Source organism: Streptomyces spectabilis, from assembly GCF_008704795.1.
In the GTDB taxonomy this organism is placed as follows: domain Bacteria; phylum Actinomycetota; class Actinomycetes; order Streptomycetales; family Streptomycetaceae; genus Streptomyces; species Streptomyces spectabilis.
The window spans coordinates 680,732-706,021 of sequence record NZ_CP023690.1; the positions used below are offsets into that span (position 1 = coordinate 680,732).

Below are 25,290 nucleotides of genomic sequence, written 5' to 3' on the forward strand. Positions count from 1 at the left end.
CTCAATCGGAATGCGGGAGACAAGAGCCTTCATGGCCACGAACGAGTATCCCGGTACCACGAATTCTGGGGCCCCCACCATCGAAACCGATATTCTCGCCCGTCTGCGGCGTGACAAAAGCCATCCGGTGCCCACGTATCCGTCCTACGTCAATGGCGAGGAAATCCATTCGGAGAAGTACGCGTACACGGTCAGCGGCCGCGCGGCCCTTGAGGACGTCTTCGCGAGTCTGACGCTCAAACGACAGCTGGAGCAGGGACGCCTGGACGCGCGTGCGGCGCGTGGCAAGGTCGTGGGGCGGTGCGCTGTCGCCGATGCCGCGACCGTGGACGCCGCCGTGCGGGCCGCCGCCGACGCGGCACCGCGCTGGGCGGCCTTCCCGCTGGAGCGGCGCGTGCGGGCGGCGCGGCTCGTACGCGAACGATTGCGGCGCCACCGGGCCGAGTTGGTCGAGGTGCTCGTCGCGGAGGGCACTCCCCGGGCGCTCGCGCAGTGGCAGCTGGCCGGAATGGCCGAGGCGTCCGGCGACGAGACGGTGAACTGGTGCGCGGGACAGCTGCACCAGGAGTTCCGGCACGGCCCGCGGCGGCTCATCGTACGCCGGGTCGCCGACGGGGTGGTGTGCGTGAACCCGCCCCAGAACGCGCCCGCGGCCAGCGCCATGTTCGCCAGCACGGCGCTCCTCGCGGGCAACGCGCTGGTCGTGCGGGCACCGCGCAGCGGACCCCTCGGCGTCATGTACGTCCTGCGGGAGCTGGTGGCACCGGCCCTGGCGGACGTGGGCGCGCCTCCGGGCGTCCTGAACGTCTTCTGCGCCCGGCCGGGGCCCGTGCTGCGGTCCTGGCTGGACAGTCCGCTGGTGAACGACATCTTCTACACCGGCGGTGTGGAACGGGGCCTTGAGCTTCAGGCCGAGTGCGTGGCCCGGGGCAAGAAGCCGGTCCTGGAACTCGCGGGCAACGACTGCGTGGTGGTCTGGCGGGACGCCGACCTCGACCTGGCCGCGGAGGCGCTCACCGAGGCCTTCTACGGCTCCGGGCAGATCTGCATGGTGCCCAACCAGGTCGTGGCGCACCCGGAGATCGCCGACGCCCTGCTGGAGCGCCTGCGTGCCGCGGCGGCCGCGCTGCGCCCCGGCTATCCGGAGGACGAGGGCGCGCTGCTCTCCCCGGTCCTGCGCAGCGAACGCTTCTTCGCTCACGTGCGTGACGCGGTGGCGCAGGGCGCGCGGCTCGTGCACGGCGCGCGCCGCCTGGAGGTCGACGGCACGGTGTCGGACACCGGCCCCTTCCTCGAACCGACGGTGCTGCGGGTGGACGGCCTCGTCGCCTGCCGGGACGTCGCGGCGGTACGGGAGGAGACGTTCTTCCCCGTGCTGCCGGTCGTCGTCCCCGAACCCGGCAGCGACGAGGAGCTGCTGGAGGGGGTCATCGCCCACGTCAACGCCAACCGCTACGGCCTGCGCAACTCCTTGTGGGCCCGGGATGAGGGCGTGATCGAGGAGTTCGTCCGCCGGGTGGGCAACGGCGGCCTCCTGAAGGTCAACGACTCGCACATCGGCTTCCTGCCGTATCTGCCCACCCACGGCGGCACCGGTCTGACCGGGGGCGTGTACGGCGAGGCCAACTACCTGGCGCTGCGCACGTCCCATCTGCAAGGCGTCTCGATCGCCGACGGCGTACGGCCGCGGAGTGCCGTCCTCGACGCCTACGCCGCCCTCACCTGAAGGAGTGTCCCTTGCCCGTCATGGAAGCCGACAACGCGACGTGCGACGCCCTGCTGCCGGGCCTGCGCGAGAGCCTGTCGAAGAACTCCCTGGCCGTGCTGGAGGCCGAGAACGGTCCCGCGATCGGCCTCTTCCGGTGCTACGGCGGCACCGGCCTGCTCGTCCCCTCCTCCTACGGCGGCACGGGGGCCACGGCGCAGGACGCCGCCCGTGTCGTCCGGGCGCTGGGAGCGGTCGCTCCGTCGATGACGGTGGCGACGATGATGCACCACTTCTCCATCGGCTCGCTCTTCGCCATCGCCAGAGCCGCGCCGAGCCCCGAGCTCGAGGCGGGACTCGGGCACATCGCGGGCCAACGCGCGCTCGTCGCCTCGGGGTTCGCCGAGGGCGGCCTCGAGCGGGGCATCCTGAATCCGACGATCCGGGCCCGCCACGTCGACGGCGGCTATGTGATCTCGGGCGCGAAGAAGCCGTGCAGCCTGGCCCACTCCATGGACCTGCTCACCGCGAGCGTCGCGCTCCCCACTCCGTCGGGCGCGCCGGTCCTCGGCATGGCGCTGCTTCCGGCCGGTACCCCCGGTCTGACCGTCCACCCCTTCTGGTCGAGCCACGTCCTCGCCGGGGCAGAGAGCCACGAAGTGCGCCTGACGGAGGTCTTCGTACCCGAGGAGCAGATGCTCGCCCCGGTGCCCGAGCTCACCGGACGGCTCGCGCAGGCGCAGGCCATCGGGCTCACCTGGTTCCAGCTCATCGTCTGCGCGGCCTACACCGGAGTCGTCGGCAGGCTCGTGCGCCGCGTACAGGAGGGCGCCCGCGGCAGTACCGCGGACCGCACCGCCCTCGCGGTGCGCCTGGAGAGCGCCGCCGCGCTCACGGACGGCCTGGCCCGGCGCCTCGACGACGACAGCGGGGACAGCGACGCCGTCCTGGGGCATGCGCTGGTGACCCGCCGGGCCGTGCAGGACGCCGTTCTCGACTCGGCCGGACAGGCGGTGGAGCTGCTCGGCGGCATGGCGTACGTGTCCTCGTCGGAGCCCGCCTATCTGCTGGCCGCCGCCCAGGCGATCGCCTTCCACCCGCCTTCGCGGTCCCGCGCGGTCGACAGCCTGGCCGCGTACTTCACGGGCCGCCCCGTCCTGACGCAGTGACGCGTACACCCATCGAGAGAGGAGCACCCGCATGACGACCGCCACCGCTGACCGGCCGGACGGCCCCCGGGGACAGGAACCGCAGACGGAAGTGGCCGCGCGCACGGCCCGGCACTGGCGCCGTCACCTCAGCAACGGCCGGGTGGCGCTGGCCGAGATGATGGGCGGCGACACCGAGGTCGCCGCGGACGGCGCCTGGGTGCGCACCAGCGGCGGCCGCTCGCTGCTCAACTGCGGCGGCTACGGCGTGCTGATCACGGGCGCGAGGCACCCGAAGGTGGTCGCGGAGGTGCGCCGCGTCCTCGACACGAACCCCGTGGCCACCCGGCTGCTCCTGGAACCGGAAGTCGGCCGCGCCGCCGCCGAGCTCGTCTCGGTGGCCCCGGCAGGCCTCGAGAAGGTCCACTTCGCCTCCTCGGGCGCCGAGGCCGTGGAGGCCGCCCTCAAGATGGCGCGCACGCACGGAAAACGCCATCTGATCTCGATGGAGCGCGGCTACCACGGCAAGACCTTCGGGGCGCTCAGCGTCACGGCGCGCGGCGTCTTCCAGGATCCGTTCCGGCCCTTGCTGCCGCAGGTCTCGCACGTGCCGTTCGGCGACGTGGAGCGGCTCGCGGACGCGCTCGCCCGGCACCGGGGCGAGAGCTGCGTCATCGTCGAGCCGGTCCAGGGCGAGGGCGGGGTGATCGTGCCGCCGGACGGATATCTGCGCGCGGTGCGGCAGCTGTGCGACGCGTACGAGGCCTTCTTCGTCCTCGACGAGGTGCAGACCGGGCTCGGCCGGCTCGGGCACTGGTGGGGCGCGGACCGCGAGGGCGTCACGCCGGACGTCCTCCTGGTCGGCAAGGGGCTCAGCGGCGGTGTCGTGCCGGTGTCGGCCGCGCTCGCCACGCCCGCCGCGTTCGCGGCCTTCGACAAGGACCCCTTCCTCCACACCTCGACGTTCTCCGGCAGTCCGCTGGCGGCGGCCGCCGCGGGCGCGGCGGTCCGCGCGATCCGCGAGGACGGGCTCGTGGCGCGCTCCCGGCACCTCGGTGACGTGCTCCGCCCCGAGCTCGACCGGATCGCCCGCGCGGTCCTCGGCAGCCGGGTGCGGGAGGTGCGCGGCCTGGGGCTGCTGATCGGGATCGAGTTCACGGTGCCCGGTCTCGCGGCCGACCTGCTCGTCGAGCTCATGGACGCGGGCGTGATCGCCAATCACTCTCTGAACACCTCCCGGGTACTGCGGCTCACGCCACCGGCCGTGCTCACCGACCACGAGGTCACCGTGCTGCTGACCGCGTTCGAGCGGGCCGCGCACGCCGTTCTGACCGGCTGATACCGCCGGCTCCACGCGACTCCCCCAACTCGCCCGACTCCTCAACCAGAAGGGAGCTGTCCCAGTTCATGAGGACCATTCACCTCCGGGTGGTCGTGCCCACCGACGACCCGGCCGGGGCATTCGACCGGCTCATCAACTTCACGCAGTTCGCGTCGCTCGCCGACGACGTACGGTCCGTCACCGTCGATCCCGGTCCGGCCCCGGGGCTGCCCCGCACCGCCGACTGGGAGGTCAACTTCCGCCGGGGGGTGATGCGCTGGAGCGAGCTGGAGGCCATCGACCACGAGCGGCGCCAGGTCGAGTTCTCGCAGACGGAGGGCGACTTCGAGGAGTTCCACGGAGTCTGGCGGCTCCACCCGGTCGACGGGGGCTGTGAGATCGCCTTCCGGGCCACGTACGACTTCGGCATCGAAAGCCTCGCGGGAATGATGGACCCGACCGCCGAGCGGGTGATCAAGCGGTCCGTGTGCCAGGTCCTTTCCGGTCTCTTCGGGCAGGTCACCGTGGTGGAGGGCGGCGAGGCGCTCACCGACCTCGCGGCTCCCGGCGACGCCGTGCGCGTGGTGGAGCGGGCCCGGTGACGGGCGTCTCCGTCCCCCTCGCCTCCGCCGCGACGGGACCGGCCCTGGACTCCCACCGCTTCTGGCAGGTGTCGCGCCGCTTCGCCACCGGCGTCTCGGTGGTCACGACCGGGGCGGGCGACTCCGTGCACGGCTCGACCGTCACGTCGTTCACCTTCGTCTCCCGTCAGCCCGCGCTGATCTCGGTCTGTCTCAAGCAGGGCAGCGTCCTGCTCGACCTCGTGGGGCGGCGCGGCACGTTCACCGTCAACGTGCTCGGCGGCGCCCAGGCGGCCGTCGCCCGGCACTTCGCCGACCGCCGCCGCCTTCCCGGTGCCGCTCAGTTCAAGGACGTCGACTGGAAACCCGGCCCGGACGGCGTTCCGCTCCTGGCCGACTCCGTGGCCTGGCTGCGCTGCCGGGCGTGGCGCAGGTTCCGGGCCGGCGACCACGACCTGATGCTGGCGCGCGTCATGGACGTGGCCGAGGCGCCGGGGCGGCCGCTGCTGTACTTCGACGGCCGTCTGCACGCGGCGGCGATCGAGGAAGCGGGCCCGTGAAGCCCCCGACACCGTCCCGTGCCACGGCCCCGTCCGCCGGCCCCGTCCCCTTGGGCGCCTCCCCCGCGGCCGCCGTCGTGTGCGGCATCGGGGCCTGGGTGCCACCGCGGGTCGTCACCAACGCGGAACTCGCCCGGCGTCTCGACACGTCCGACGACTGGATCCGTACGCGTACGGGCATCCGGCGGCGCCACGTCGTCGCCCCGGGCGTGTCCACGGGCGACCTTGCCCTCCAGGCGGGCCGCCGGGCTCTGGAGTCGGCGGGCGGCGCCCCCGTCGAGGCCGTCGTCCTCGCGACCACGACGCCGGACCGCCCCTGCCCGGCCACCGCGCCCGAGGTGGCGTCGCGCCTGGGGCTCGGCGGAGTCCCCGCGTTCGACGTCGCGGCGGTGTGCACGGGGTTCGTCTACGCCCTGGCCACGGCCTCCGGCCTGATCGCGGCCGGTCTGGCTCGGCGGGTCCTGGTCATCGGCGCGGACGCGTTCTCCACCATCGTCGATCCCCACGACCGCACGACCACCGCCATCTTCGGCGACGGCGCCGGTGCCGTGGTCCTGCGCTCCGGCGACCCGGCGGAGCCCGGCGCCCTCGGGCCGTTCGATCTCGGGAGCGACGGGGGCCTGGCCGATCTGATCACCGTGGAGGCCGGTGGTTCGCGCCAGCGGTCGACCGGCCGGACGGCTCCCGCCCCGGACCACTACTTCCGGATGGACGGCAAGTCCGTGTTCCGGCAGGCCGTGCTGCGCATGACCGAATCCGCGCAGCGCGTCCTGGACCGGGCCGGCCTGCGGATCGACGAGGTCGACCGGTTCGTGGGCCACCAGGCCAACGCGCGTCTCCTCGACGCGGTCGCGGCCCGCCTCGGGCTGCTGCCGGAACACGTGGTGCGCCACATCGACCGCGTCGGCAACACCGCCGCCGCGTCGGTGCCGCTCGCTCTGGCCGACGCCGCGCACCGGGGCGTCGTACGGCCCGGACACCGGGTGCTGCTCACCGCCTTCGGCGGCGGCCTCACGTGGGGGTCGGCCGTACTCCGCTGGCCCGACTGCCGGCCGGTCCTCTGACGCGCCGACGCGCCACCGACTTCACCTCACACGGCCTACGCGGCCTACACGGCGCTGCCGTCTCGGCCCCCTCATCCCCTCAAGCCCCTCATCCCCCCATCCCCTCATCAACCCGTTCGTCACACAAGGAGACACCATGACTGCGACTGCCACGACCCATCGCGTTTCCACGCTGCTCTCCGAGCGGTTCGGCGTGCCCGTCCAGGAGGTCCACGCCGACGCCAGGCTCAAGGACCTGGACCTCGACTCCCTGGCCCTGGTCGAATTCGCCCTGGTCGCCGAGGAGGAGTTCGGCGTCCGTCTCACGGAGGACGACGTCACGACGGACGACACCGTCGCCGACCTCGCCCGCATGCTCCAGGGCAAGGGCGGGGACGCCTGATGGCCGCTCACCACGAAGCGTTCGACGTGGCCGTCACCGGCGTCGGTCTGGTGACGGCGGGCGGCATCGGCGCCGACGCGACCTGGGACCTGCTCCTCACGGGAGAGCCCACCGCCGCCGTCGACACCGAACTCCAGGGCCTGCCGGTCGACTTCAGCTGCCGGGTGCCGGGCTTCGACGCGGACGAGCTGCTCGGGCGGCGCACGGCGTGGCGCCAGGACCGGTTCACCCACTTCGGCCTGGTCGCCGCCCGTGAAGCGCTGGCCCAGTCGGGCCTCGACCCCACCACCTGGGACGGGGCTCGCGTCGGCATCGTCGTGGGCAACGCCCTCGGCGGCACCAAGCTGTTCGAAGAGGCCCGCAGCACCCTGATGACCGACGGCCCCCTCCATGTGCCGCCGATGCTGATCCCGCAGATGGGGCAGAGTTCGCTGGGCGGCTTCCTCGCGATCGACTGCGCGGCCACGGGGCCGAACCTCACCACGGTCACCGCGTGCGCCTCCGGCGCGACCGCGATCGGCACGGCGCGCGAACTGCTGCGCTCGCGGGTGTGCGACGTCGTGCTGACCGGCGGGACGGAGGCGGCGATCAGCCCGACGATCATCGCCGGGTTCCATCAGATCGGCGCGCTGTCACGCCGGGTGGAGGACCCCGCCGCCGCCTCGCGCCCCTTCGACGTGGACCGCGACGGCTTCGTGGCCGCCGAGGGCGCGGGCATGCTCGTCCTGGAGCGGCCCGCCGACGCCGCCGCACGCGGAGCCCGGCCGCTGGCGCTGCTCAGCGGGTACGGCGCGTCGGCCGACGCGCACCACCCCACCGCGCCGCAGCCGGGCGGGGCCGGGGTGGAGCGGGCGGTGCGCGCGGCCCTGGCCGACGCCGGGCTCTCACCGCGGGACATCGACCACATCAACGCGCACGGGACGTCCACGCCGCTCAACGACGTGGCCGAGGCCCAGCTGGTGCGGCGCGTCTTCGGGGACCGGCCCGCGGTCACCGCGGTCAAGGGCTCGCTGGGGCACACCCTCGGCGCGGCCGGTGCCATCGAGGCGGTCTGCACGGTGCTTTCGGTGCGGCGCGGCGTCGTGCCGCCCACGGCCAACTGCGACAGCCAGGACCCCCGCGTCGAGCTGGACATCGTGACGAAGGTCCCCCGCTCCCTGCCGGTCCGCGCGGCCGTGAGCAACTCCTTCGGCTTCGGCGGGCTCAACGCGGTGCTCGTCGTCACGGAGGCGTGATGGGCACCGCCACCCGGGGCCGACCGGCCCACGGACCACACCACGACGGACCACACGACCACGGACACCACTACGGACAAGAAGGGCGTTCACCCATGCTGTTGGCCGGCAAACGGATCCTGGTCACCGGCGTGCTCACCGAGAGCTCGATCGCGTTCGGCGCGGCCCGGACCGCCCAGGAACAGGGCGCCGAAGTCGTCCTCACCGGCTTCGGCCGCGGGCTGCCGGTCACTCGCCTGGTGGCGAAGCGGCTCCCGGCCCCGTGTGACGTTCTCCCCATGGACGTCACCCGGCCGCAGGAGCTGGAAGCGGTCGCCGCGAAGCTGGAACGGCGCTGGGGCGCGCTCGACGGGGTGGTGCACGCCGCCGCCTACGCTCCCCCTTCCACGCTGAGCGGCGGCTTCCTGACCGCCGGATGGGAGGACGTCGCCCAGGCGTTCCACGTGTCCACGTACTCCTTCGCCGCGTTCGGCCGGGTCTTCGGTCCTCTGCTGGCGCGCTCGGACAGCGGTGCCCTGGTGGGGCTCGACTTCGACGCCGAGCGGGCCTGGCCCGGCTACGACTGGATGGGCGTGGCCAAGGCCGGCCTGGAGAGCTGCTGCCGCTATCTGGCACGGGAGCTGGGCCGGGACGGTACCCGTGTGAACCTGGTGGCCGCGGGTCCCCTGAACACGGTGGCGGCCAGGTCCCTGGACGGGTTCGCCCTGTCGGAGCGGCTGTGGCCGCGCCTGGCACCACTGGGCTGGGACGTCACGGACGCCGCCCCTGTGGGGCGCGTGGTGTGCGCGCTCCTGTCCGACTGGCTGCCCGCGATGACCGGGGAAGTGCTGCACTGCGACGGCGGCGCCCATGCCATCGGGGCACCGGCCGCCGAGGCGGCCCCCGCCCTGCCCGCGGCAGCGGCGGCAGCCGACGGTGCCATGCCGGTGCGGGACCTGTCCGGGGCGGGGGTCGCGTGATGCGGGTGTTCACGAGCCCCGACGAGCTGCCGCTGGCCCTGGGCGAGGACCTCGGCGTGAGCCCCTGGCACGTGGTGGACCAGCGGCAGATCGACGGATTCGCCGCCGCCACCGGCGACCACCAGTGGATCCACGTCGACGCCGAGCGGGCGCGCACGGGCCCCTTCGGCGGGACCATCGCGCACGGCTTCCTGACCGTGGCCCTGCTGCCCCTGCTTCTGGGCCGGATCGCTCGGGTCGACGGCGTCGACGTCACGATCAACGCGGGTCTGGACCGGCTCCGCTTCCACAGCCCGGTGCCCTCGGGCGCGCGGGTGCGGGCCAGGGCCGAGCTGAGCGCCGTGCGGCACAGGGGCGGCGGCTTCACCGAGATCGTGCTGTCCACCTCGCTGGAGATCGAGGGCCGCTCCCGGCCCGCGGTGACGGCGGACGTACTGGCCCTGTTGCGCGCCGCGAAGCCCGCGCCGGCCCACTGAGCACGGCCGGAGCCGCAACGGCCCGGTGCCCCGGCCAGCCGCCGGGGTACCGGGCCGTTCGCCTGCCGCCAGGACCGGCAGCGAGCAATCGAACGCGTCGGCGGGCCGCCCCCTCGGGGACGGCCCGCCGACGCGCACGCTCCTCAACCGCGGACGCGCTCCATCCACTCCTCCAGTAGATCTGCCGCACGCAGCGCCCCGCGCTCCCGGGCGATCCGGCTCTTGAGGAGCTCCGCCCGGTCGCGCATCGCGGAGTCGGTGACGGCCAGACGGACCGCCGTGACGAGCTCGTGGGACGTCAACGCGTGGATGGAGCGGGGCGGCGTACCGACGCCCAGTGCGTGCAGGCGCTCGCCCCAGTAGGGCTGGTCGAGGAAGAAGGGCGTGACGACTTGGGGCACTCCGGCGCGCAGGGCCGCGGCCGTGGTGCCCGCGCCGCCGTGGTGCACGACGGCGGCCATGCGGGGGAAGAGCCACTCGTGCGGCGCGCCCGCGATGACGTGGAACTCGTCGTCCGACGCCTCCGTTCCGGGGTCGCCGACGAGCACGCCGCGGACCCCCGCGCGCCGCAGCACGTGCCGGACGAGCCGGCCGGACTCCGCGTGGTCGCGGAGCACCATGCTGCCGAAGCCCACGAACACCGGGGGCGGCCCGTCGGCGAGGAAGGCCGCGAGGCCGGGCGGAGGCGTCCAGGACGCGCGCGGCTCGGTGAACCAGTAGCCGGTGATGTGGACGGAGTCGGGCCAGTCGGCGGGCCGCGGCACCACGGCCGGGCTGAAGCCGTACAGCTTGGGGTGCCCGGCGCGGCGCAGCTGGGCGGTGGGGGCCCGGCGCGGCAGGGCGCGGCCACCCCGGCCGGCGCGGATCTCGTGCGTCAGGGCGGAGCGGAAGGCCTGCCAGAGCAGGGTCTCCACCAGGCCGTGGCTGCGCTTGTTGGCCCAGCCACCGAAGGAGCGGCGGTGCGGGAGCTGGATGGTGGGGAACTCGCGCGTGGGATACGTGGGTTGGAGGCCGCCGTAGCAGAACGGGACGGCGGGCGGCACGATCGCGGGGCGGAACATCATGCCGAACATGGAGCAGACGACCGCGTCGGTGTCCGCGCACGCGTCGGCCATGTCGGCCACGACCTGCCGGGCGTGCGCGGCGATCAGCGGACGCAGCCGCCGGGCGAGCCGCAGCGGGTTGCGCTCGGCGCCCAGCCACTGCTGCCCGTGCGAGGTGGCCAGGGCCCCCGCGATGTCCACGTCGATCGGGAGGTGTTCGAGACCCGCCTCCCGTACGAGGCTGCCGTAGCAGCGGCCGGTCGCGATGCGCACCCGGTGGCCGCGCGCCTTCAAGGCCTCTCCGACGGCTACATAAGGCTGCGTATCACCGCGTGAACCGAAGGCGAGAAAGGTGATTTCTTGGCTCATGCCCGGAGGCTAGGGAGGACCGGACTCTCCTTTCGAGAAATGCGCTCGGGTCTTTCCCCTACGCCGTGTGTGCCGTTAGGATTCACGGCTTTCGGAATGCGGCTCACCACTCGGGCGGCCGGGGTGTGCGGTGTATTCAGGAGTGGTGTCGTGCCGGGTCTTTCGCGTGTGCGTCTTCGGTGTGCGCAGTGCGCATCCCAGGACTCCGGCGGTCGCCGTCACCGCCGCGGCGATCACGAGCACGGCCCGCAGGCCGTGCTCGAAGGACGCGCGGACCGTGGCCGGGGCCGCCGCGGCCCGGGCGGGCAGGGCGTCGGGCAGACCGCTGCCCGCCACCGTGGTGAGCACCGGGCCGAGCAGCAGGATGCCCAGGACCGCGCCGAGTTGCATGGCCGTCTGCTGCACGCCGGAGGCGAATCCGGCCCAGCGGCCCGGCGCGCCGCCGACCACCGCGTCGGTGGTCACGATCAGTACGGGCGCGAGTCCCGCCCCGAGCAGGGCGAGCCAGGGCGCGCTCGCCCAGGCGTCCGCGCCGCAGCCGTGCGCAGCCAGGCCGAGGAACGCGAACGCGGTGACGGCCAGGCCCGCGACGGCCGGCACCCGGTGGCTCACGCGCGTCACGGCCCGGCCCGCGAGCGGCGACATGACGATCATGGCGAGGGTCAGCGGGAGCAGCCGGACGCCGGTCTGGGTCGCGCTCAGCCCGCGTACGCCCTGGAGGTAGAGCGTGAAGTAGAAGAGCGTGCCCGTCATCACCAACGAGGTGAGGAGCGTGAGGGCCACACCGGCGGACAGGGCGGCGGACCGGAACAGGGCCACCGGGAAGAGCGCCGGACGGAGGCCGCGCCCCGCCCGGCCCCGGCCCCCACGGCAGGCACCCGGCCGCGCCGGTGAGCGGCCCGCCCCGGTCGCCGCGCCCCGCAGCGCGACGAGGCCGATGGCGCAGGCCGCCGCCCCGACGGGCAGGTTCAGGAAGAACACGGAGCGCCAGCCGCCGGCTTCCACGAGGAACCCGGCCACGACCGGCCCCGCGGCCGTCGACGCGGACAGGGCCATGCCCCACACGCCGAGCGCGGTGCCGAGCCGCCCGCCGGGGAAGGCCGCGCGCAGCAGCCCGAGCGCCGAGGGCTGGAGCAGGGCGCCGCACGCTCCTTGCGCTGCCCGGAAGGCGATGAGCGACCCGGCGTCCGGGGAGAGCCCGATGGCGAGCGAGGACAGCGAGAAGCCGAGGACGCCCGCCATGAAGACCCACTTGTGCCCGCACCGGTCGGCGACCGCGCCCGCCGGGATCAGGGTGAGCGCGAGGACCAGGAGATAGCTGTTGGTCACCCACTCCAGTGCGGACAGACCCACGTTCAGGTCCGCGGCGATGGACGGGTTGGCGATGACCACGGCCGTGCTGTCGAGCGTCACGGTGACGGTGCCCAGTGAGACGGCGAGCAGGGTCGCCCACGGGTGCGGCATGGAGCCCTCTTCCACATCGGGGAACGGTCGGGGTGTTCGGGAGGAGTTCAGGAAAGGGAGGGCACCAGAGGATGGCCGTCGAGGCGGCGCGCGGCACGCGGGACCGCCCGCGCTGGCACGCGGACGCGCTTGCGGGTATAGGGCTCGGGGCGTGTCGGGGAGGCCGCTTTCGGTACCGAAGGACGGCGCCGCCCAACTCGCCGCGCGAAAGCTGTGGTTGACCCCGTAGCGCATGGGCGACGCATGCCGCGCCATAGTATGTGAACATGTGAAAGCGCGGTGCGGCCGCGATGCCTGGGAGGACTGTTGAGCCACGGACCAGCGCCCCGATTCATCGGACGGCGGGTCGAACTCGGTACGCTGCGATGGCGCCTGGAGTGCGCCCTCAACGGGAAGGCGTCCGCCGTCGCCATCGGCGGCGAGCCCGGCATCGGCCGGACGGCACTCCTCGACGCACTCGCCGGCACCGCCGCGCGGCTGGGCTTCCGGCACGCGTCGGGCCGGGGCCACCCCGGCAAGAGGGAGGTCGGTTTCGGCGTCGTCCAGCAGATCATCGACGAGCTGGCGGCCCCGGAGGCGCGGGCATCGGCACCGCGGCCCGTGGAGGGGCCGGGCGCGCTGCTCCCGGACCCCGGCGCGGAGCCCGACGACCGCACGGTCTCGGCGGTCTTCGCCTCCTTCGACGGCCTGCTCGCGGACGCGGGCGCGCGGACCCCGCTCCTCGTCACCGTCGACGACGCGCACTTCGGCGACCCGCTGTCGCTGCGCTGTCTCGCCCACGCGACGCGGCGCGTCCGCGAGGTGCCCTTCGTCCTGGTCATCACCTACGACGAGACCGAACCCGAGGCCGACGCCTCCCCCTTGGCGGAACTGACCGCGACCGCGCACCGCGTCTCGCTGACGGGTCTGGGCCGCGACGAGGTCGCGGAGTTCGTCTCCCGGGCGACGGCCCCCGAAGTGGTGGACGCCGAGACCGCGCAGGCCTGTCACCGGGTCACCGACGGCCATCCGCTGCTCCTGGAGGAGCTGCTCGGCACGCTGCGCCAGGAGCGGCCCACGGGCCTCACCCCCCAGCTCGTCCTCGACGTCGGCGCCCGGAACGTGGCGCAGTGGCTGCGGGCCCGCCTCAGCCGCTGCCCGGAGGCCGGAGCGATCGCCCGGGCCATCGCCGTGCTCGGCGACGAGGCGGACTTCGGCCGCGCCAGCGCCCTCGCCCGCCTCGACCTGGACGACGCCTGCGCGCGCGTCGACCGTCTCGTACGGCTCAAGCTGGTCGCCGACGGGCACCCGCTGCGCTTCACGCACTCCTTCTTCCGCGGCGTGATCCTGGACGGCATGGCGGTGGGCACCCGCATCGCCTGGCACACCCGGGCCGCCGAGCTGCTGTACGAGTCCCGCGCGCCCGGGGACGCGGTGGCCGCACACCTGCTGCACGGTGACGTCACCCGGCAGCGCTGGGCCACCGCCGTGCTGCGCGACGCCGCGCGGCACGAGGTCGCCCGGGGCGCGCCGCACCGTGCCGCACCGCTGCTGCGGCGCGCCCTGGACACACGCCTGGGCGGAGCCCACCGCGCGGTCGTGCTGCGCGAGTTGGGCAGCGCGGAGCTGGCCACCGACCACGCCGCGGGAACGGCGCGGCTGCGCGCCGCGCTCGCGGCGGCACCGGACGCGGACGAAGCGGCCCACACCACCCTGCTCCTGGCCTCCGCCCTGGTCTCGGCGGAGGCCAACGACGAGGCGGCCGCGCTCGCGGACCACGCGGCGGGCTGGCTGGGCGACACGGACCAGGGCACCGCCTGGCAGCTGCGCGCGGTCGCCTACCAGGCCGAGCAGGGCCGCCTCGCGACCGCGGCGCTCGCCCGGGAGCGGGAGAGCGGCCTGCTGGCCGACGCCCCTGACGATCCCCGGCTGCTGCAGACCTGGTCCGCCTACCTGGCCCACCGGCACAGCAGACAGGGGCACAACCGCGAGGCCACCGTCCGCTGCGCCGACCTGGCGCTCGCCGACCAGCAGCTGAGCGTGGCCGACCGGCCCCACCACCTCGCCCTGCTCGCCCTGTTGTACGCGGACGCGCCCGCGCTCGCCGACCCGGTCCTCAGCCGCCTCGGCAGAGCCGCGGAACGCGGCGGGCAACTGCGCTCACGCGCGCTGGTACCCGCCTTCAGGGGTGCCTTCGCCCGCAGCGCCGGACACCTCGCCGACGCCGTCGCGCACCTTCGGACCGCCGATGGCCTGCTGGTGTCCTGGAGCGGAGGCAGACGCACCCATGAAGGATCGTGGTGCGCCGCCCTGCTCGCCGAGGCGCTCGTCGAACAGGGCCGTACCGGCGAGGCCCACGAACTCCTCGCGGGACGGGGCCTGTCGGCGCGGCTGCCCGACCTCTACCACCACAACTGGGTGCTCTACGCGCGCGGTCGGCTGCACCTGGCACGGGGCCGCCACGACGAGGCCCTCACGGACCTGCTGGAGTGCGGTCGGCGCCTGGAGGAGTGGCAGGTGGAGAACCCCGCCGTGCTGCCGTGGCGGTCGCAGGCGGCGCTGGCCTGCCTGGCCGTCGGCGAGCGCGAACGGGCCCGCCGTCTGGCGGGCGGCGAGCTGGCGGCCGCCCGCCGCTGGGGCACGCCGCGTGCCGTGGGGGTGGCCCTGACCGCCCTGGGACGCGCCGAGGCCGGACCGCGCGCCACCGGAGTCCTCGACGAGGCGGTCGCCGCGCTGCGCTCGTCCCCGGCCCGCCTCGAACTCGCGCACGCGCTGTACGCGTTGGGCGTGGCCTGCCGGGGGCGGGGGCGGCTCGCCGAAGCCCGCGAGCACCTCACGGCGGCGGGGGTGCTGGGGCAGCGGTGCGAGGCGCTGCCCCTGGTGACCCGCACGGCGGAGGAGCTGGCCGCCCTGGGGCCGACGCCGTCGGCGACCGCGTCCGGCGTGCTGCTCACCCGCCAGCAGCGCCGCGTCGCCGATCTGGCCTCCGGAGGCCTCGCGAACAAGGACATCGCCGTACGTCTCGGCGTCTCGCTGCGGTGCGTGGAGTTCCATCTGTCCGGCGCCTACCAGAAGCTGGGCATCTCCGGGCGCCGTGAGCTGCACCGGGCCCTGAAGGGGCTCGCGCCGGGCGGGCGGGGCTCCGCGGGCTGACGTACCCGGCTCAACGGCCGCGCTCCCCCGCCATCACCTGCCGCACCCGCCCCACGATCCGGCTGCGCATGGGGCCGATGGAGCCTCGGGGAATGCCGAGCTTCTCACTGATCACGTCGTAGCCGACCGGCGGATCGGCGAACAGCAGATGGATCAACTCCTGGTGCTGTCGCGGCAGCTGCCGCACCGCCGCGCGCACCAGCTCGCACTCGGCTGCCGCGACCGCGCTCTCCTCGGGATCGCCGCGGTCGCCGGGCACGGACGCGAACTCCCACGGCCCACCGACGGGGATGTCCCGCCGGGCCCGGCCGAGATGCCGCAGCGCCTCGCGCCTGGCCACCGTGGCCAGCCACGCGCGCAGCGTCAGCGCGGTGCGCAGGGTGTGCAGGTCCCTGCACACCCGCGACCACACGTGCTGGCACACGTCGTCGACATCGGCCTGCTGGAGCCTGTAGGAGCCCACGACGCGTCTGACCAGCGGCCCGAACCGGGCGTGCAGCTCCGCCCAGGCCCGCTCGTCACCGCCTCGGCAGGCACACACGAGGTCGGTGAAGTCGTCGCGGGAGAGAGCGGGCGCACCCCGGCCGGGGTCGAGTCGGCCACGGCGACGGGCTCCGGTGTCGGCGGATCGGGACATGGCGTTGCTCAGCCTTCCCCTCATGCTGGGCCGTGCGCGCTCCCGGGGCCGGTACGCGCGCACTCCGGGGCGCGATCGGCCGCGCCCGGCGGGCGCGTTCGACGGTGTGACGAAGGAGCGGACATGGTGGTGATGTCTGGTGAAAAGGCACCCGCCGCGACCGAACGCGCCCCCCAGCCTCCGGTTTCCCTGCTGTCCCGGACGGCAAGGATGGGACCGAATTCCCCGCGAGGGCACTTCACCGCACTGACCGCCAGGTGCTCTTGCCTGGTATGAGCATGCCGGTCACCGCGCACGCGGCGCGTCCCGTCCCCGACGGATCCTGTGCGTACGACTACGGGTGCACGTCGAGGACCCGCATCCGACCGTCACCGGAGCCCAGATGCCCGACCTGCCCGCGCTTCGACAGCGCCTGTACCGGGCGTCGGCCCGCACCCAGGACATGGTCGTCGCCGCCGGGGTGACGCTCTTCGACGTCGTCGGCTCCTCCTGGACGGAGTCGCGGGGGACGACCTTGGGCGGGCAGCTCGCGGTGGTCGCCGCCGCGCTCGTCTGTGCCGCCGCGCTCGTCTTCCGCCGCCGACGGCCCGTCGCGGTGTTCCTGGCCGTGATCGGGGGGATCCTGATCACCGACGTGCTCTACGCCCACACCAGCTTCTTGTACGACCCGACCACCGCGTCCGCGGTCGCGCTCTACACCGTCGCCGCGCACTGCCGGGCGGGCATCGCCTGGGCCGCCCTGGCGTGCCAGCTGGTCTTCTCCTCGCAGGCCGTCAACCTCATGCTGAGCGGACGAGCGGCCGAGTCCCTGAAGCACCTCGTCTTCTACATGCTCGTCGACATCGCCGTGTGGGCCACCGGCCGCTGGGCCGCCTTCAGCCGCGCCACCGCCGCCGCCGACCGCCGTCTGCTGACCGCGGCCCGGGAGGCGGTGGTGGCCGAACGCGTCCGTACGGCACGGGAGTTGCACGACGTCGTCGCCAACGCGGTGACCGTCATGGTGCTCCAGGCAGCCGGTGCGCGGCGCGTCGGCGACCGTGACCCCGAGCGGGTCGGCGAGGCGCTGCGGCGCATCGAGTCCCTCGGCACGACGGCGATGGCGGAGCTGCGGCACCTGCTGCTCGTGCTGCGCGCCGGCGAGCGGTCGCCGGAGGACGGACACTCCTTCTGCGTCGCCGACCTCGGCCCCCTGCTGGAGGCGGTGCGCCACGCCGGGCTCCGGGTGCGCCTGACGGAGAGCGGCTGCCCCGCACCTCTGGTCAAGGACGTCGGTCTGAACGCGTACCGGCTCGTCCAGGAGTCCCTGACCAACGCCGTCAAGCACGCCGGTGAGGGCAGCGCCGCCGAGGTGCGCCTGAACTGGGGCGAGCGCTTGCGCATCGAGGTCGTGGACGACGGGCGGGGCACGCCGGTGACGTCCGGCGCCGCGCTGTCCACCGGCCACGGACTGCTCGGCATGCGCGAGCGGGTCGTCCTGAGCGGCGGGACGTTCAGCGCGGGCCCCACGTCCGACGGCGGCTTCCGCGTCGCCGCCTCGCTGCCGGTCGCCGCGCCCCGTCCCCGTACGTCCCCCGAAGGGAGTCACGACCGATGATCCGCGTACTGCTCGCCGACGATCAGCCCATGGTCCGCTCGGGTCTCGGCATGATCCTGGAGTGCGAGAGCGACATCGAGGTGGTCGGCGAGGCCGGGGACGGCGCCGAGGCCGTCGAGCTCGCCCGCAGGCTGCGGCCCGCCCTGGTGGTGATGGACGTACGGATGCCGCGCACCAACGGCGTCGAGGCCACCCGGCAGATCACCGCGGACTCGTTTCCCGCCGAACGCGACACCCTCACCCGCGTCCTGGTCCTGACGACGTACAACGTCAGCGAGGCGGTCTACGAGGCCCTGCGGGCGGGAGCGTCCGGCTTCCTGCTCAAGGACGCGGCACCCGGCGAACTGGTGCGTGCCGTACGGGCGTTGGCCGACGGCGACGCCTGGCTCGACCCGGCCGTGACCGCGGACCTGCTGGCGGAGTTCGCCTCCCGGCCCGAGCGGCAGCTGCCCGCCCCCGAGGAGCTGGCCGCGCTCACCGAGCGCGAGCGCGAGGTGCTGTGCCTGATCGCCCACGGACTGTCGAACACGGAGATCGCCGCCCATCTGGTCATCGGCGAAGCGACGGTGAAGACCCACGTCGGGCGGATCCTGATGAAGCTCGCGCTGCGGGACCGGGCCCAGGCCGTCGCCACGGCCTATCAGTGCGGTCTCGTCCTGCCGGGCACGGCACCGCCCGCGCCGCCGGGGGCCTTCGCGGGGTGAGGGACCAGCCCCTCGCGTCCCGTCAGGGGCGGGTGGCGCACTCCACCGCCCGCTGGGCGTCGGCGACGGCACGCGAGGGGGCGCCCGGAGCGGCGACGTAGTGGTTGTAGTAGCTCGACCCCTCGGCCAGCGGGCCCAGGACGAACAGCCGGTGCTGCACCCGCCCGTCCCCGCCCACCGGCCGCCCCACCCGGGTGACGTCCGCGCCCAGGACGAGATCGCCCGCGAGTCGGCAGCGCAGCCGCCCCTTGTCGCGCAGGGAGCGGATCACGGGGTTGAGCGAGGAGAGGACGGCCGGGGCCGCCGTCCGCGCGGCGACCAGGTGGTCGGCGTGGACCACGGCGGGCACGGCGAGCTCCGTGGAGGTGATCTCCCAGGAGCGCGCCCCGGCGTGCCAGCCGACGCGGGCCGCGGGGCCCGGGCCCGGCCGGGCGACGCCCGCCGCCAGGAGGGCGAGGAGTTCGGCGTTCCGCTCCGGCTGCGGGCCGATGACGGTACGGCTGACAGCCGCGGCGAAGGAGCCGAAGAAGTACCGTGTCGACTCCGCGGTGAGGCCGGGCTCGTCCACCGTGCGGCGCAGCTCCTCGCGCAGGTCGCCGAGCGCTTCCAGGGAGTACTTCAACGGGCTGCCGTCGAGGCCGAGTTCGGCCTCCCGCAGATCGTCGCCGAGGTAGTGGGCGTACCAGGTGCGGTAGTGGTGGTAAGAGGCCAGGCGGTGGCGCGGGATCGTGCCGCGCACCAGCTCGCCGAGGAAGCCGTCCCCCAGGCCGCCGGGGTCCTTGCCCAGGGCGATGGCCCGTGCGGCGTACCGGTGGCGCATCTCGCGCTCGACCAGGGGCAGGACGTCCCGGCGGAAGTCCAGGGCGCGGCCGGTGCACAGGGACCGCAGCCGTTGCACGGCGCAGAACGTGAGGTGCGCGGCGTCGGTCGGGGGCCGGGCGGAGGGCTTGGGACGCGCCCGGGCGGGCAGCCCGCTGCGGCTGAGCAGCACCAGCGCGGGTTCGCGGCCGCTCGGCAGATAGCGCAGGCAGCCGACGCCGTCCCGGACGTAACGCCCGCCCCGGCCCACGGTGACCGCGGCCACCACGTCGGCGCAGGTGAGGCCCGCCCCCAGCAGGCCCACCGTGGCGCCGGGCGGGATGCCGTCCAGGCTGCCGGGCAGGGGGTAGGGGTCGGCGATCCAGTGCCCGGTCGTGGTGTCGGCGCCGCCGGGTGCGGGCATCGGCACGGCGCCCGTGTGTCCGACGGCGAGCACGACGTGTGCCACGCCAAGGACGCCGCCGTTGTTCAGGACCACCCGCTCCCCGCCGCGGTGCACGGCCGGTACGACGTCCACGGCCGTGGCCCGGTGGTGCAGGACGCGCAGCCCCGCGGGGGCGGCCGCCACGATGGTCTGCGCCGCCCACGCCAGGTACTCGCCGAGCATCGCGCGGGGCAGGTGGTGGTCGGGCCGCACGGGGGTCTCGTCGCCGGTGGGTTCACGGACCGTCAGGCCGCGCCCGCGGGCCCATGCGTACAGCGAGGGGCCCGCCACTCCCCCGCCGTCGACCATGTGCGGGTCGGTGAAGGCGGTCAGCCGGTCGGCGGGGGTGTGCAGTCGCAGGTAGTCGGGTTGGCCCCGGTGGTGGACGCCCACACCGAGCGGACCGGGTTCGATCACGTGCACGGTGCCGCGAAGCCCGTGCGTGCGGGCGCGGTGCACCAGCCGCTCCAGGACGTTGAGTCCGCGCGGTCCGCATCCGACGAGGGCGACGGACACGTCGTCGGTGCCGGTCGAGGCCGTGGCCTGGTGGTCGTACGCGAGCACGCTGTCGGGGACGGCATGGGACGCGGTCATGGGCAGGCTCCTGAGCGGTGTTGAGGGCGGGCCGCGGTGGGCGAAGGGCTGTTCAGGGACGTGGCGCGGGCATGCCGTCCGCGGTCAGGCCACGGGCTCCTCGGCCGCGCCGGGGGCCGCGGCGAGCAGCGCGTCGGTGATCCGGTCCGCGTGCCGGGAGATCACCTCAAGGGGACCGGTGTGGTAGAAGGTGCCCGCGGTGAGGTCGCCGAGCGCGTGGAGCCGGGCCTGTGCGGCCCCGTCGGCGGTGAGGACGCGGTGGGTCGCGGCGTCGACGCGGATGCCGCCGAAGGGGTGCGGCGTCGCGGCGCCCTGGTCGACGAGGTCGGACACCAGCGGCCGGGCCTCGGGGCCGGGGAGGCCGACGCTCTGCCGGGCCGCGCCGACCACGGCGTCGAACGTGTACCGCTGCCCGTGCGCGTCCAGGACGAAGCCGCCGCCGGGCCGCGCGCGGACGTCCTGGATCCCGGAGCGCACGGTGAGTTGGCCGTCGTCCATCATGTCGAGCAGGGCGACCGCGGTGAGCGGCGGCATGGGGTGGCATTCGCTCTGGAAGACGTGGTGCAGACCGCGCAGATAGCGGCGCTTCTCCGCGTCGGGCAGCAACTGCCAGAGGGGCTCGGCGAGTCGGTTCGCCGCGGTGGTGAGGATGCGCTGCCAGGGAGCGCCGGTCTCCGCCTCCCGGAACTGGTACATGAGGCGGGCGCGTGCGTCGTAACCAGGGCGGACGCGCTCCATGGCCTCCTGCCGGGTGACGCCCGCGCGGTCGAGTTCCGTCAGGAGCAGACCGCCCAGCGTCTCCAGGCTCGGTCCGCCCGCGCGCTCGCGCGCCCGGGCGAGGGCCTCCGGGGTGAGGCAGGCCAGGTCCCACCTGCCCCGGCTGACCCGCACGGCGGGCAGCAGGCCACGGCGGGAGGCCATGGCGATGTCCCCCTCGTGACCGGCGTCGCGCAGCGCGAGCACCGTGTCCACGGCCGTGAGGCCGGTGCCGATGACGAGGACGCGGGCGCGCGGGTGCAGCCGCGTGACCGTGTCGGTCAGCGGATAGGGGTCGCGGTGGTACTGCGGCGCGCCTTCGAGGCCGTACACCTGGGCGGGCTCGCCGCCGCCCACGCACAGCACGACGCGGTCGTACGCGGCCCGCTGACCGTCGGCCGTCTCGACGAGGACGTCCGTGGCGCTCGGCCTGACCCGCTGCACGGACTGCCGCTCCACGCGCACGCTTCCGCTGTGGCAGGCGTGGTCCAGGCAGTCGGCGAGGTACTCGCCGAAGACCCAGCGCGGCAGGAACGAGTCGGCGTCGGCGTGCGCGAAGCCCGTGCCCATTCCGGCCGGAGTCGTGTGCAGCCAGTCGAGGAAGTGCCCGGGCTCGTCGGCTCGGATCGACGTGACGCCGGTCCGGGTGTTGATGAACGCGCAGCCCAGGTCGGCCCGGTAGGCACGGCCCGGCCCCGGGCGCGGCCCCGATTCGTAGACCACGACGTCCAGGTGCTCCGGGTCGAGGACCCGTCCGAGCAGACCGTCGATGAGACTTACCGCTGCGGCTCCGCCGCCGATCAGCGCAATGCGCACGCCAAACACCCGCCCCGTTCCCGATGTGGCTGAAGAGGACCTCTCCGCGAAGAGCCCGTGAAGAGCCCGCGAAGAGTGCTGCCGCACTCGTTTCGCCGCGTCTGTCGACGTCGGGCGATCCGGTCGGCCGCTCACATACACAAGGACCCGGACGGAGCTCCTCCGGATACAGTCCGGCGGAATTCGGTCCGGATTCCTCGGCGTCGCCCCCGCCGGACGAACACCGGATCGTCTGTGCGACATCTGTTCACGAGTGGGGAACGCCCCTAGGCTGAGCGGCCTTCACGCTCTGGGGGTCTCGTGATCTGGGGGGTCTCGTGAACGGTCTCCGTGCGGTCGTGGTCTGTCTGCTCCTCGCGTGTGCCGCGGCGGTGTCCCCGGCCGCGGCCGGCGCGCCACCCGCGGCTGTGCGGCCCGGCTGGTCGGACGTGCCGGTGCCGACGGCGTCCCCGCCGGTGACCGCGGCCGACATCGCTGCCCGCGGACCGCGCGAGGCGTGGGCGACCGCGTACGAGCAGGCCTCCGACGGGCTGCGGCCGTTGCTGTACCGGTGGGACGGCACGGCGTGGAGCCGGGACAGCTCCTTCCCGGGCGCCGGTGAGCCCGGCTGGCTCCGCGAGATGCAGTTCGTCGGCGACGAGATGTGGGCCCTGCACAACCGCGCCGGGGAGGGCGAGATCGTACGCCGGTCGGCGGAGGGGAAGTGGAGCACCGTCCCACTGCCGCAGACCCTGTGGACCTACCAGGACTTCACCGCCGTACCGGGTGCCGCGTGGGTGGTCGGTGAGGACTCCACCGGCCTCAAGGTGCTGCACTACGACGGCTCCCGCTGGACCGAGCAGTCCACCCCGCAGGGCGTGCTGTACCTGATGGGCATCACCGCGCGCACCGCCGACGACGTCTGGGCCTGGGCCAGCACCACCACCGGGACCACCGTCCTGCGCTGGGACGGCACGGCGTGGCGGGACGCGAAGGTGCCGCTGCCGAAGAACGGCAACGTGCACACCATCCTGCTCGAACCCTCCGGCCGGGCCACGCTCGGCGGCGGCCAGTACACCGACGGCGTGTCCCGTACCTATCTGATGACCTGGAACGGGCAGGCCTGGCGCACCACCTATCCACCGCTGGGCGACACCTACACCGAGGGCATGGTGCGCGGCCCGGACGGCGCGCTGTGGCTGCCGTTGCGCAGCGACCGCGCGTTCCAGTCGAAGTACGCACGGGTGGACGGCGCCCGCACCACCTTCTCCTACGGTCCGGAGCGTACGAACGCGATCGCCGTCAAGCCGCGGGCGCTGGCGAGGGCCGGGTCCTCCCTGCTGTCCTTCGGGACCGTCGAGATCTACGGCTCGAAACCGAACCTGATGAGCGAACGGCGGGGAGGCTGACCATGGCGCGCACGGCACACATCGCACGCAGACTGCTCGTCGCGGCCCTCGCGGTGGCCATGACCCTCATCACCGCACTGTCCTCGGCCGCGGCGGAGACCTCGGCCTGGCACCACGTGCCGGTCCCTGCGCAGGTACGCCCGCAGGCCGGGCTCAACGAAGCCGTGGCGTTCGGGCCCGACCGGGCGTGGGCGGTGGGCGCGGACGCCGTCGGCCGCGAGGCGCCGGGCTTCCCCCTGGTGCTGCGCTGGAACGGAACCGCGTGGCAGCGCCAGAACCTGCCCGGCATCCGCTGGCAGGGCGAGCTGCTGTCCATCGCCGCGAACGGGCGGAAAGCGGGCTGGGCCGTCGGCCGCGACACGGCGGGCGGCTCCCGGCTGCTCCGCTTCCACGGCACCGCCTGGCGCGAGAGCGAGCCGCCGAGCGGCGTCGCCCTGACCAAGGTCGTCACCGGCGGCGGCGAGACCTGGCTGATCGGTTCGCGCGGCGGCGCACCGGCGTTGCTCCGCCGGGACGGGCGCGGCTGGCAGGACATACCGGTGCCGCCGGGATCCGTGTACGGGCTGCACGTCAAGGCCGCCGACGACGTCTGGGCCGCGGGCGCGAGCGACTCCGGGGCGGCCGTGTCCCACTGGAACGGGCAGGAGTGGCAGCAGACGATCGTGGACGGGTTCCCGCGGGCCGCCGTGGGCAGTGTGCTCGCGGTCTCACCGACGGAGGTGTGGGCGGGCGGTACGGGCGGCTTCATCGGCGGCCCGCCCGGCAAGCCCATTCCGCCCCTGCTGGTCCGCTTCGACGGACAGGCCTGGCACCGGGTCGCCATGCCCACCAACTTCGGCTCGGTCACCTCGCTGACGCCCGCCGCGTCCGGCTCGCTGGGCTGGGTCGCGGTGACCCGCTCGCAGAAGTTCGTCCCGGGCGGCGTTCCGCCGATCGTCTCCGGTCCTGACTTCCTCGCCTGGAACGGACAGTCCTTCACCGCGTACGACGAACCGGCGGTGGCCGGGGAGAGCGACTCCTCCTTGCTGCGCCTCGCGCCGGTGCCGGGCACGGAGCAGGTGTGGTCGGTCGGCCGCGCCGGCGGGCCCGAGGGCACCTTCGCTCCGCGCGTCCTGCGGTTCGGCTGAGGCGACGGGCCCCGCAGCACCACCGCACGCACAGCGCAGCGGGCCGCCGAGGGGAAGTGGCGGCCCGCTGGGAGGGGGTGGTGCGGGGAACGTCAGCCGTTGCCCGCGCCGTTGCCGGACAGGGCCGAGATGTCGTCCAGGATGTGCGACAGGGGCTCGTCGCCCTTGGCCTGGGTCGCGTTCTCGGCGCACTGCTGGTTCTGCGGCGCGGAGAGGACCGGGATGTCCTGGACCGCGACCGGGACGAAGATGCCCACGATCGCCCCGGCGTTCACCTTGACGGGCAGGCCGATGCAGGGCTTGTTGAGGGTGCCCTGGGCGATGGAGCCCTGCAGGCTCATGTCGCCGTGCGTGGCGGAGTTGCCGAACGCCTCCGACGCGCCGTTGCCGCTCTTCGAGGTGGTGCCGTGGTCGTCACCGATGGCGTTCGCGGCGGGCGCCACCGCACCGGCCATGCCTACGGTGACCGCGGTGGCCGCCATAACCTTCTTCAGCACAAGGGTTTCCCTTCTCATAAGCCGTGGCTCAGCCCCTGTCCAGGAGCACCCTGGGTAACTGCCGCGATGGGCAGGGGTTGCTCGACTTCGCCCGGACGGCCCACCGGCGCGACCCGCGTCTCCCCAGGTGCTACGCCGAGCGTCGGTACCGCAAGCGCCTCTGCCCCCGTCCGGCCTCAGCTCCAGCCGAAGCGGCGGTCCACCACCGCCGAGAACTCCTCCAGGGTCAGCACCGAGTCCCCGTTCTGATCTGCGGCGTCGAACAGCGCCGAGGAGTCGTCGACGTCTCCGAGCCCCCAGAAGGGCAGGTCCCCGGAGGCGGCCAGGGACGGGCCCTTGGTCCGCAAGGCGATGATCACTTCCTCGCGGGTCAGGGTCCCGTTGTGATCGAGGTCCAGTGCCTCGAACAGCTTCCGGGCCTTCTCACTCATCACGTCGCCCTCATCTCCCTCGCCGGCGGGCGAGCCCGGCCCGCCGTCCTCGTGTACGACAACG

Annotated in this window: 22 protein-coding genes; 15 read left to right on the forward strand and 7 right to left on the reverse strand. The window is 74.2% G+C overall.

Going from position 1 to position 25,290, the window contains the following annotated elements:
• Window positions 1–127: 127 nt before the first annotated feature.
• From CP982_RS02875 to CP982_RS02920, 10 genes are all read left to right on the forward strand, one after another.
• On the forward strand, window positions 128–1,726 hold the full coding sequence (locus CP982_RS02875) for an aldehyde dehydrogenase family protein (RefSeq protein WP_229878803.1): 1,599 nt from the start codon (window positions 128–130) through the stop codon (window positions 1,724–1,726).
• A gap of 20 nt (window positions 1,727–1,746) precedes the next feature.
• A complete protein-coding gene (locus CP982_RS02880; protein WP_229878875.1) occupies window positions 1,747–2,874 on the forward strand; it encodes an acyl-CoA dehydrogenase family protein in 1,128 nt (375 codons plus the stop codon).
• Window positions 2,875–2,905: 31 nt separating this feature from the next.
• On the forward strand, window positions 2,906–4,192 hold the full coding sequence (locus tag CP982_RS02885; RefSeq protein WP_150508999.1) for an aspartate aminotransferase family protein: 1,287 nt from the start codon (window positions 2,906–2,908) through the stop codon (window positions 4,190–4,192).
• A gap of 68 nt (window positions 4,193–4,260) precedes the next feature.
• Window positions 4,261–4,776 carry a type II toxin-antitoxin system RatA family toxin gene (locus CP982_RS02890; protein ID WP_150509000.1) on the forward strand — a complete coding sequence of 172 codons (516 nt, stop codon included), beginning with the start codon at window positions 4,261–4,263 and terminating at the stop codon, window positions 4,774–4,776.
• Window positions 4,773–5,315, forward strand: a complete 543-nt coding sequence (locus CP982_RS02895) for a flavin reductase family protein (protein ID WP_229878805.1) — start codon at window positions 4,773–4,775, stop codon at window positions 5,313–5,315. Before CP982_RS02890 ends, CP982_RS02895 begins: the two co-directional genes overlap by 4 nt.
• 50 nt (window positions 5,316–5,365) lie before the next feature.
• Complete coding sequence (locus tag CP982_RS02900) at window positions 5,366–6,379, forward strand: beta-ketoacyl-ACP synthase III (RefSeq protein WP_150515274.1); 1,014 nt, start codon at window positions 5,366–5,368, stop codon at window positions 6,377–6,379.
• Window positions 6,380–6,515: 136 nt separating this feature from the next.
• Window positions 6,516–6,761, forward strand: coding sequence for an acyl carrier protein (locus CP982_RS02905; RefSeq protein ID WP_150509001.1), 246 nt, complete (start codon window positions 6,516–6,518; stop codon window positions 6,759–6,761).
• Entirely contained in the window at window positions 6,761–7,996 is a 1,236-nt protein-coding gene (locus tag CP982_RS02910) for a beta-ketoacyl-[acyl-carrier-protein] synthase family protein (RefSeq protein ID WP_150509002.1), read from the forward strand. Before CP982_RS02905 ends, CP982_RS02910 begins: the two co-directional genes overlap by 1 nt.
• A gap of 95 nt (window positions 7,997–8,091) precedes the next feature.
• The gene (fabI, locus tag CP982_RS02915) at window positions 8,092–8,955 is read left to right on the forward strand and encodes an enoyl-ACP reductase FabI (RefSeq protein ID WP_150509003.1); all 864 of its coding nucleotides are present in this window, start codon (window positions 8,092–8,094) and stop codon (window positions 8,953–8,955) included.
• Complete coding sequence (locus CP982_RS02920) at window positions 8,955–9,431, forward strand: MaoC family dehydratase (RefSeq protein WP_150509004.1); 477 nt, start codon at window positions 8,955–8,957, stop codon at window positions 9,429–9,431. The genes fabI and CP982_RS02920 overlap by 1 nt, the downstream gene beginning before the upstream one ends.
• A 143-nt stretch (window positions 9,432–9,574) precedes the next feature.
• Here CP982_RS02920 and CP982_RS02925 read toward each other — a convergent pair whose 3' ends face one another.
• Window positions 9,575–10,843, reverse strand: a complete 1,269-nt coding sequence (locus CP982_RS02925; protein WP_150509005.1) for a glycosyltransferase — start codon at window positions 10,841–10,843, stop codon at window positions 9,575–9,577.
• Between the two features lie 75 nt (window positions 10,844–10,918).
• The gene (locus CP982_RS02930; RefSeq protein ID WP_170316332.1) at window positions 10,919–12,307 is read right to left on the reverse strand and encodes an MFS transporter; all 1,389 of its coding nucleotides are present in this window, start codon (window positions 12,305–12,307) and stop codon (window positions 10,919–10,921) included.
• A gap of 306 nt (window positions 12,308–12,613) precedes the next feature.
• Here CP982_RS02930 and CP982_RS02935 point away from each other — a divergent pair, with 306 nt between their 5' ends.
• A complete protein-coding gene (locus CP982_RS02935) occupies window positions 12,614–15,439 on the forward strand; it encodes an ATP-binding protein (RefSeq protein ID WP_170316333.1) in 2,826 nt (941 codons plus the stop codon).
• A 10-nt stretch (window positions 15,440–15,449) separates the two neighbouring features.
• On the opposite strand, the gene CP982_RS02940 is transcribed toward CP982_RS02935, so the two are convergent.
• A complete protein-coding gene (locus CP982_RS02940; protein WP_170316334.1) occupies window positions 15,450–16,076 on the reverse strand; it encodes an RNA polymerase sigma factor in 627 nt (208 codons plus the stop codon).
• A gap of 382 nt (window positions 16,077–16,458) precedes the next feature.
• Between CP982_RS02940 and CP982_RS02945 the strand changes: the two genes are divergently transcribed.
• Both CP982_RS02945 and CP982_RS02950 read left to right on the forward strand, forming a co-directional pair.
• Window positions 16,459–17,670 (forward strand): sensor histidine kinase, encoded by a 1,212-nt coding sequence (locus tag CP982_RS02945; RefSeq protein ID WP_150509009.1) that lies wholly within the window; start codon window positions 16,459–16,461, stop codon window positions 17,668–17,670.
• Entirely contained in the window at window positions 17,667–18,374 is a 708-nt protein-coding gene (locus tag CP982_RS02950) for a response regulator (RefSeq protein ID WP_150509010.1), read from the forward strand. The genes CP982_RS02945 and CP982_RS02950 overlap by 4 nt, the downstream gene beginning before the upstream one ends.
• Window positions 18,375–18,396: 22 nt before the next feature.
• On the opposite strand, the gene CP982_RS02955 is transcribed toward CP982_RS02950, so the two are convergent.
• Both CP982_RS02955 and CP982_RS02960 read right to left on the reverse strand, forming a co-directional pair.
• Entirely contained in the window at window positions 18,397–20,211 is a 1,815-nt protein-coding gene (locus tag CP982_RS02955) for an FAD/NAD(P)-binding protein (protein ID WP_150509011.1), read from the reverse strand.
• A gap of 84 nt (window positions 20,212–20,295) precedes the next feature.
• Entirely contained in the window at window positions 20,296–21,783 is a 1,488-nt protein-coding gene (locus tag CP982_RS02960) for an FAD/NAD(P)-binding protein (protein ID WP_170316335.1), read from the reverse strand.
• A gap of 317 nt (window positions 21,784–22,100) precedes the next feature.
• Between CP982_RS02960 and CP982_RS02965 the strand changes: the two genes are divergently transcribed.
• Together CP982_RS02965 and CP982_RS02970 are read left to right on the forward strand one after the other, a co-directional pair.
• Window positions 22,101–23,171 (forward strand): hypothetical protein, encoded by a 1,071-nt coding sequence (locus CP982_RS02965; protein ID WP_150509013.1) that lies wholly within the window; start codon window positions 22,101–22,103, stop codon window positions 23,169–23,171.
• A 2-nt stretch (window positions 23,172–23,173) separates the two neighbouring features.
• Complete coding sequence (locus tag CP982_RS02970) at window positions 23,174–24,298, forward strand: hypothetical protein (RefSeq protein ID WP_221514607.1); 1,125 nt, start codon at window positions 23,174–23,176, stop codon at window positions 24,296–24,298.
• Between the two features lie 92 nt (window positions 24,299–24,390).
• Here CP982_RS02970 and CP982_RS02975 read toward each other — a convergent pair whose 3' ends face one another.
• Window positions 24,391–24,795: a rodlin gene (locus CP982_RS02975; protein ID WP_150509014.1), complete on the reverse strand. Its 405-nt coding sequence runs from the start codon at window positions 24,793–24,795 to the stop codon at window positions 24,391–24,393.
• 176 nt (window positions 24,796–24,971) lie between these two features.
• Window positions 24,972–25,226, reverse strand: a complete 255-nt coding sequence (locus CP982_RS02980) for an EF-hand domain-containing protein (protein ID WP_150509015.1) — start codon at window positions 25,224–25,226, stop codon at window positions 24,972–24,974.
• Between the last annotated feature and the right edge of the window lie 64 nt (window positions 25,227–25,290).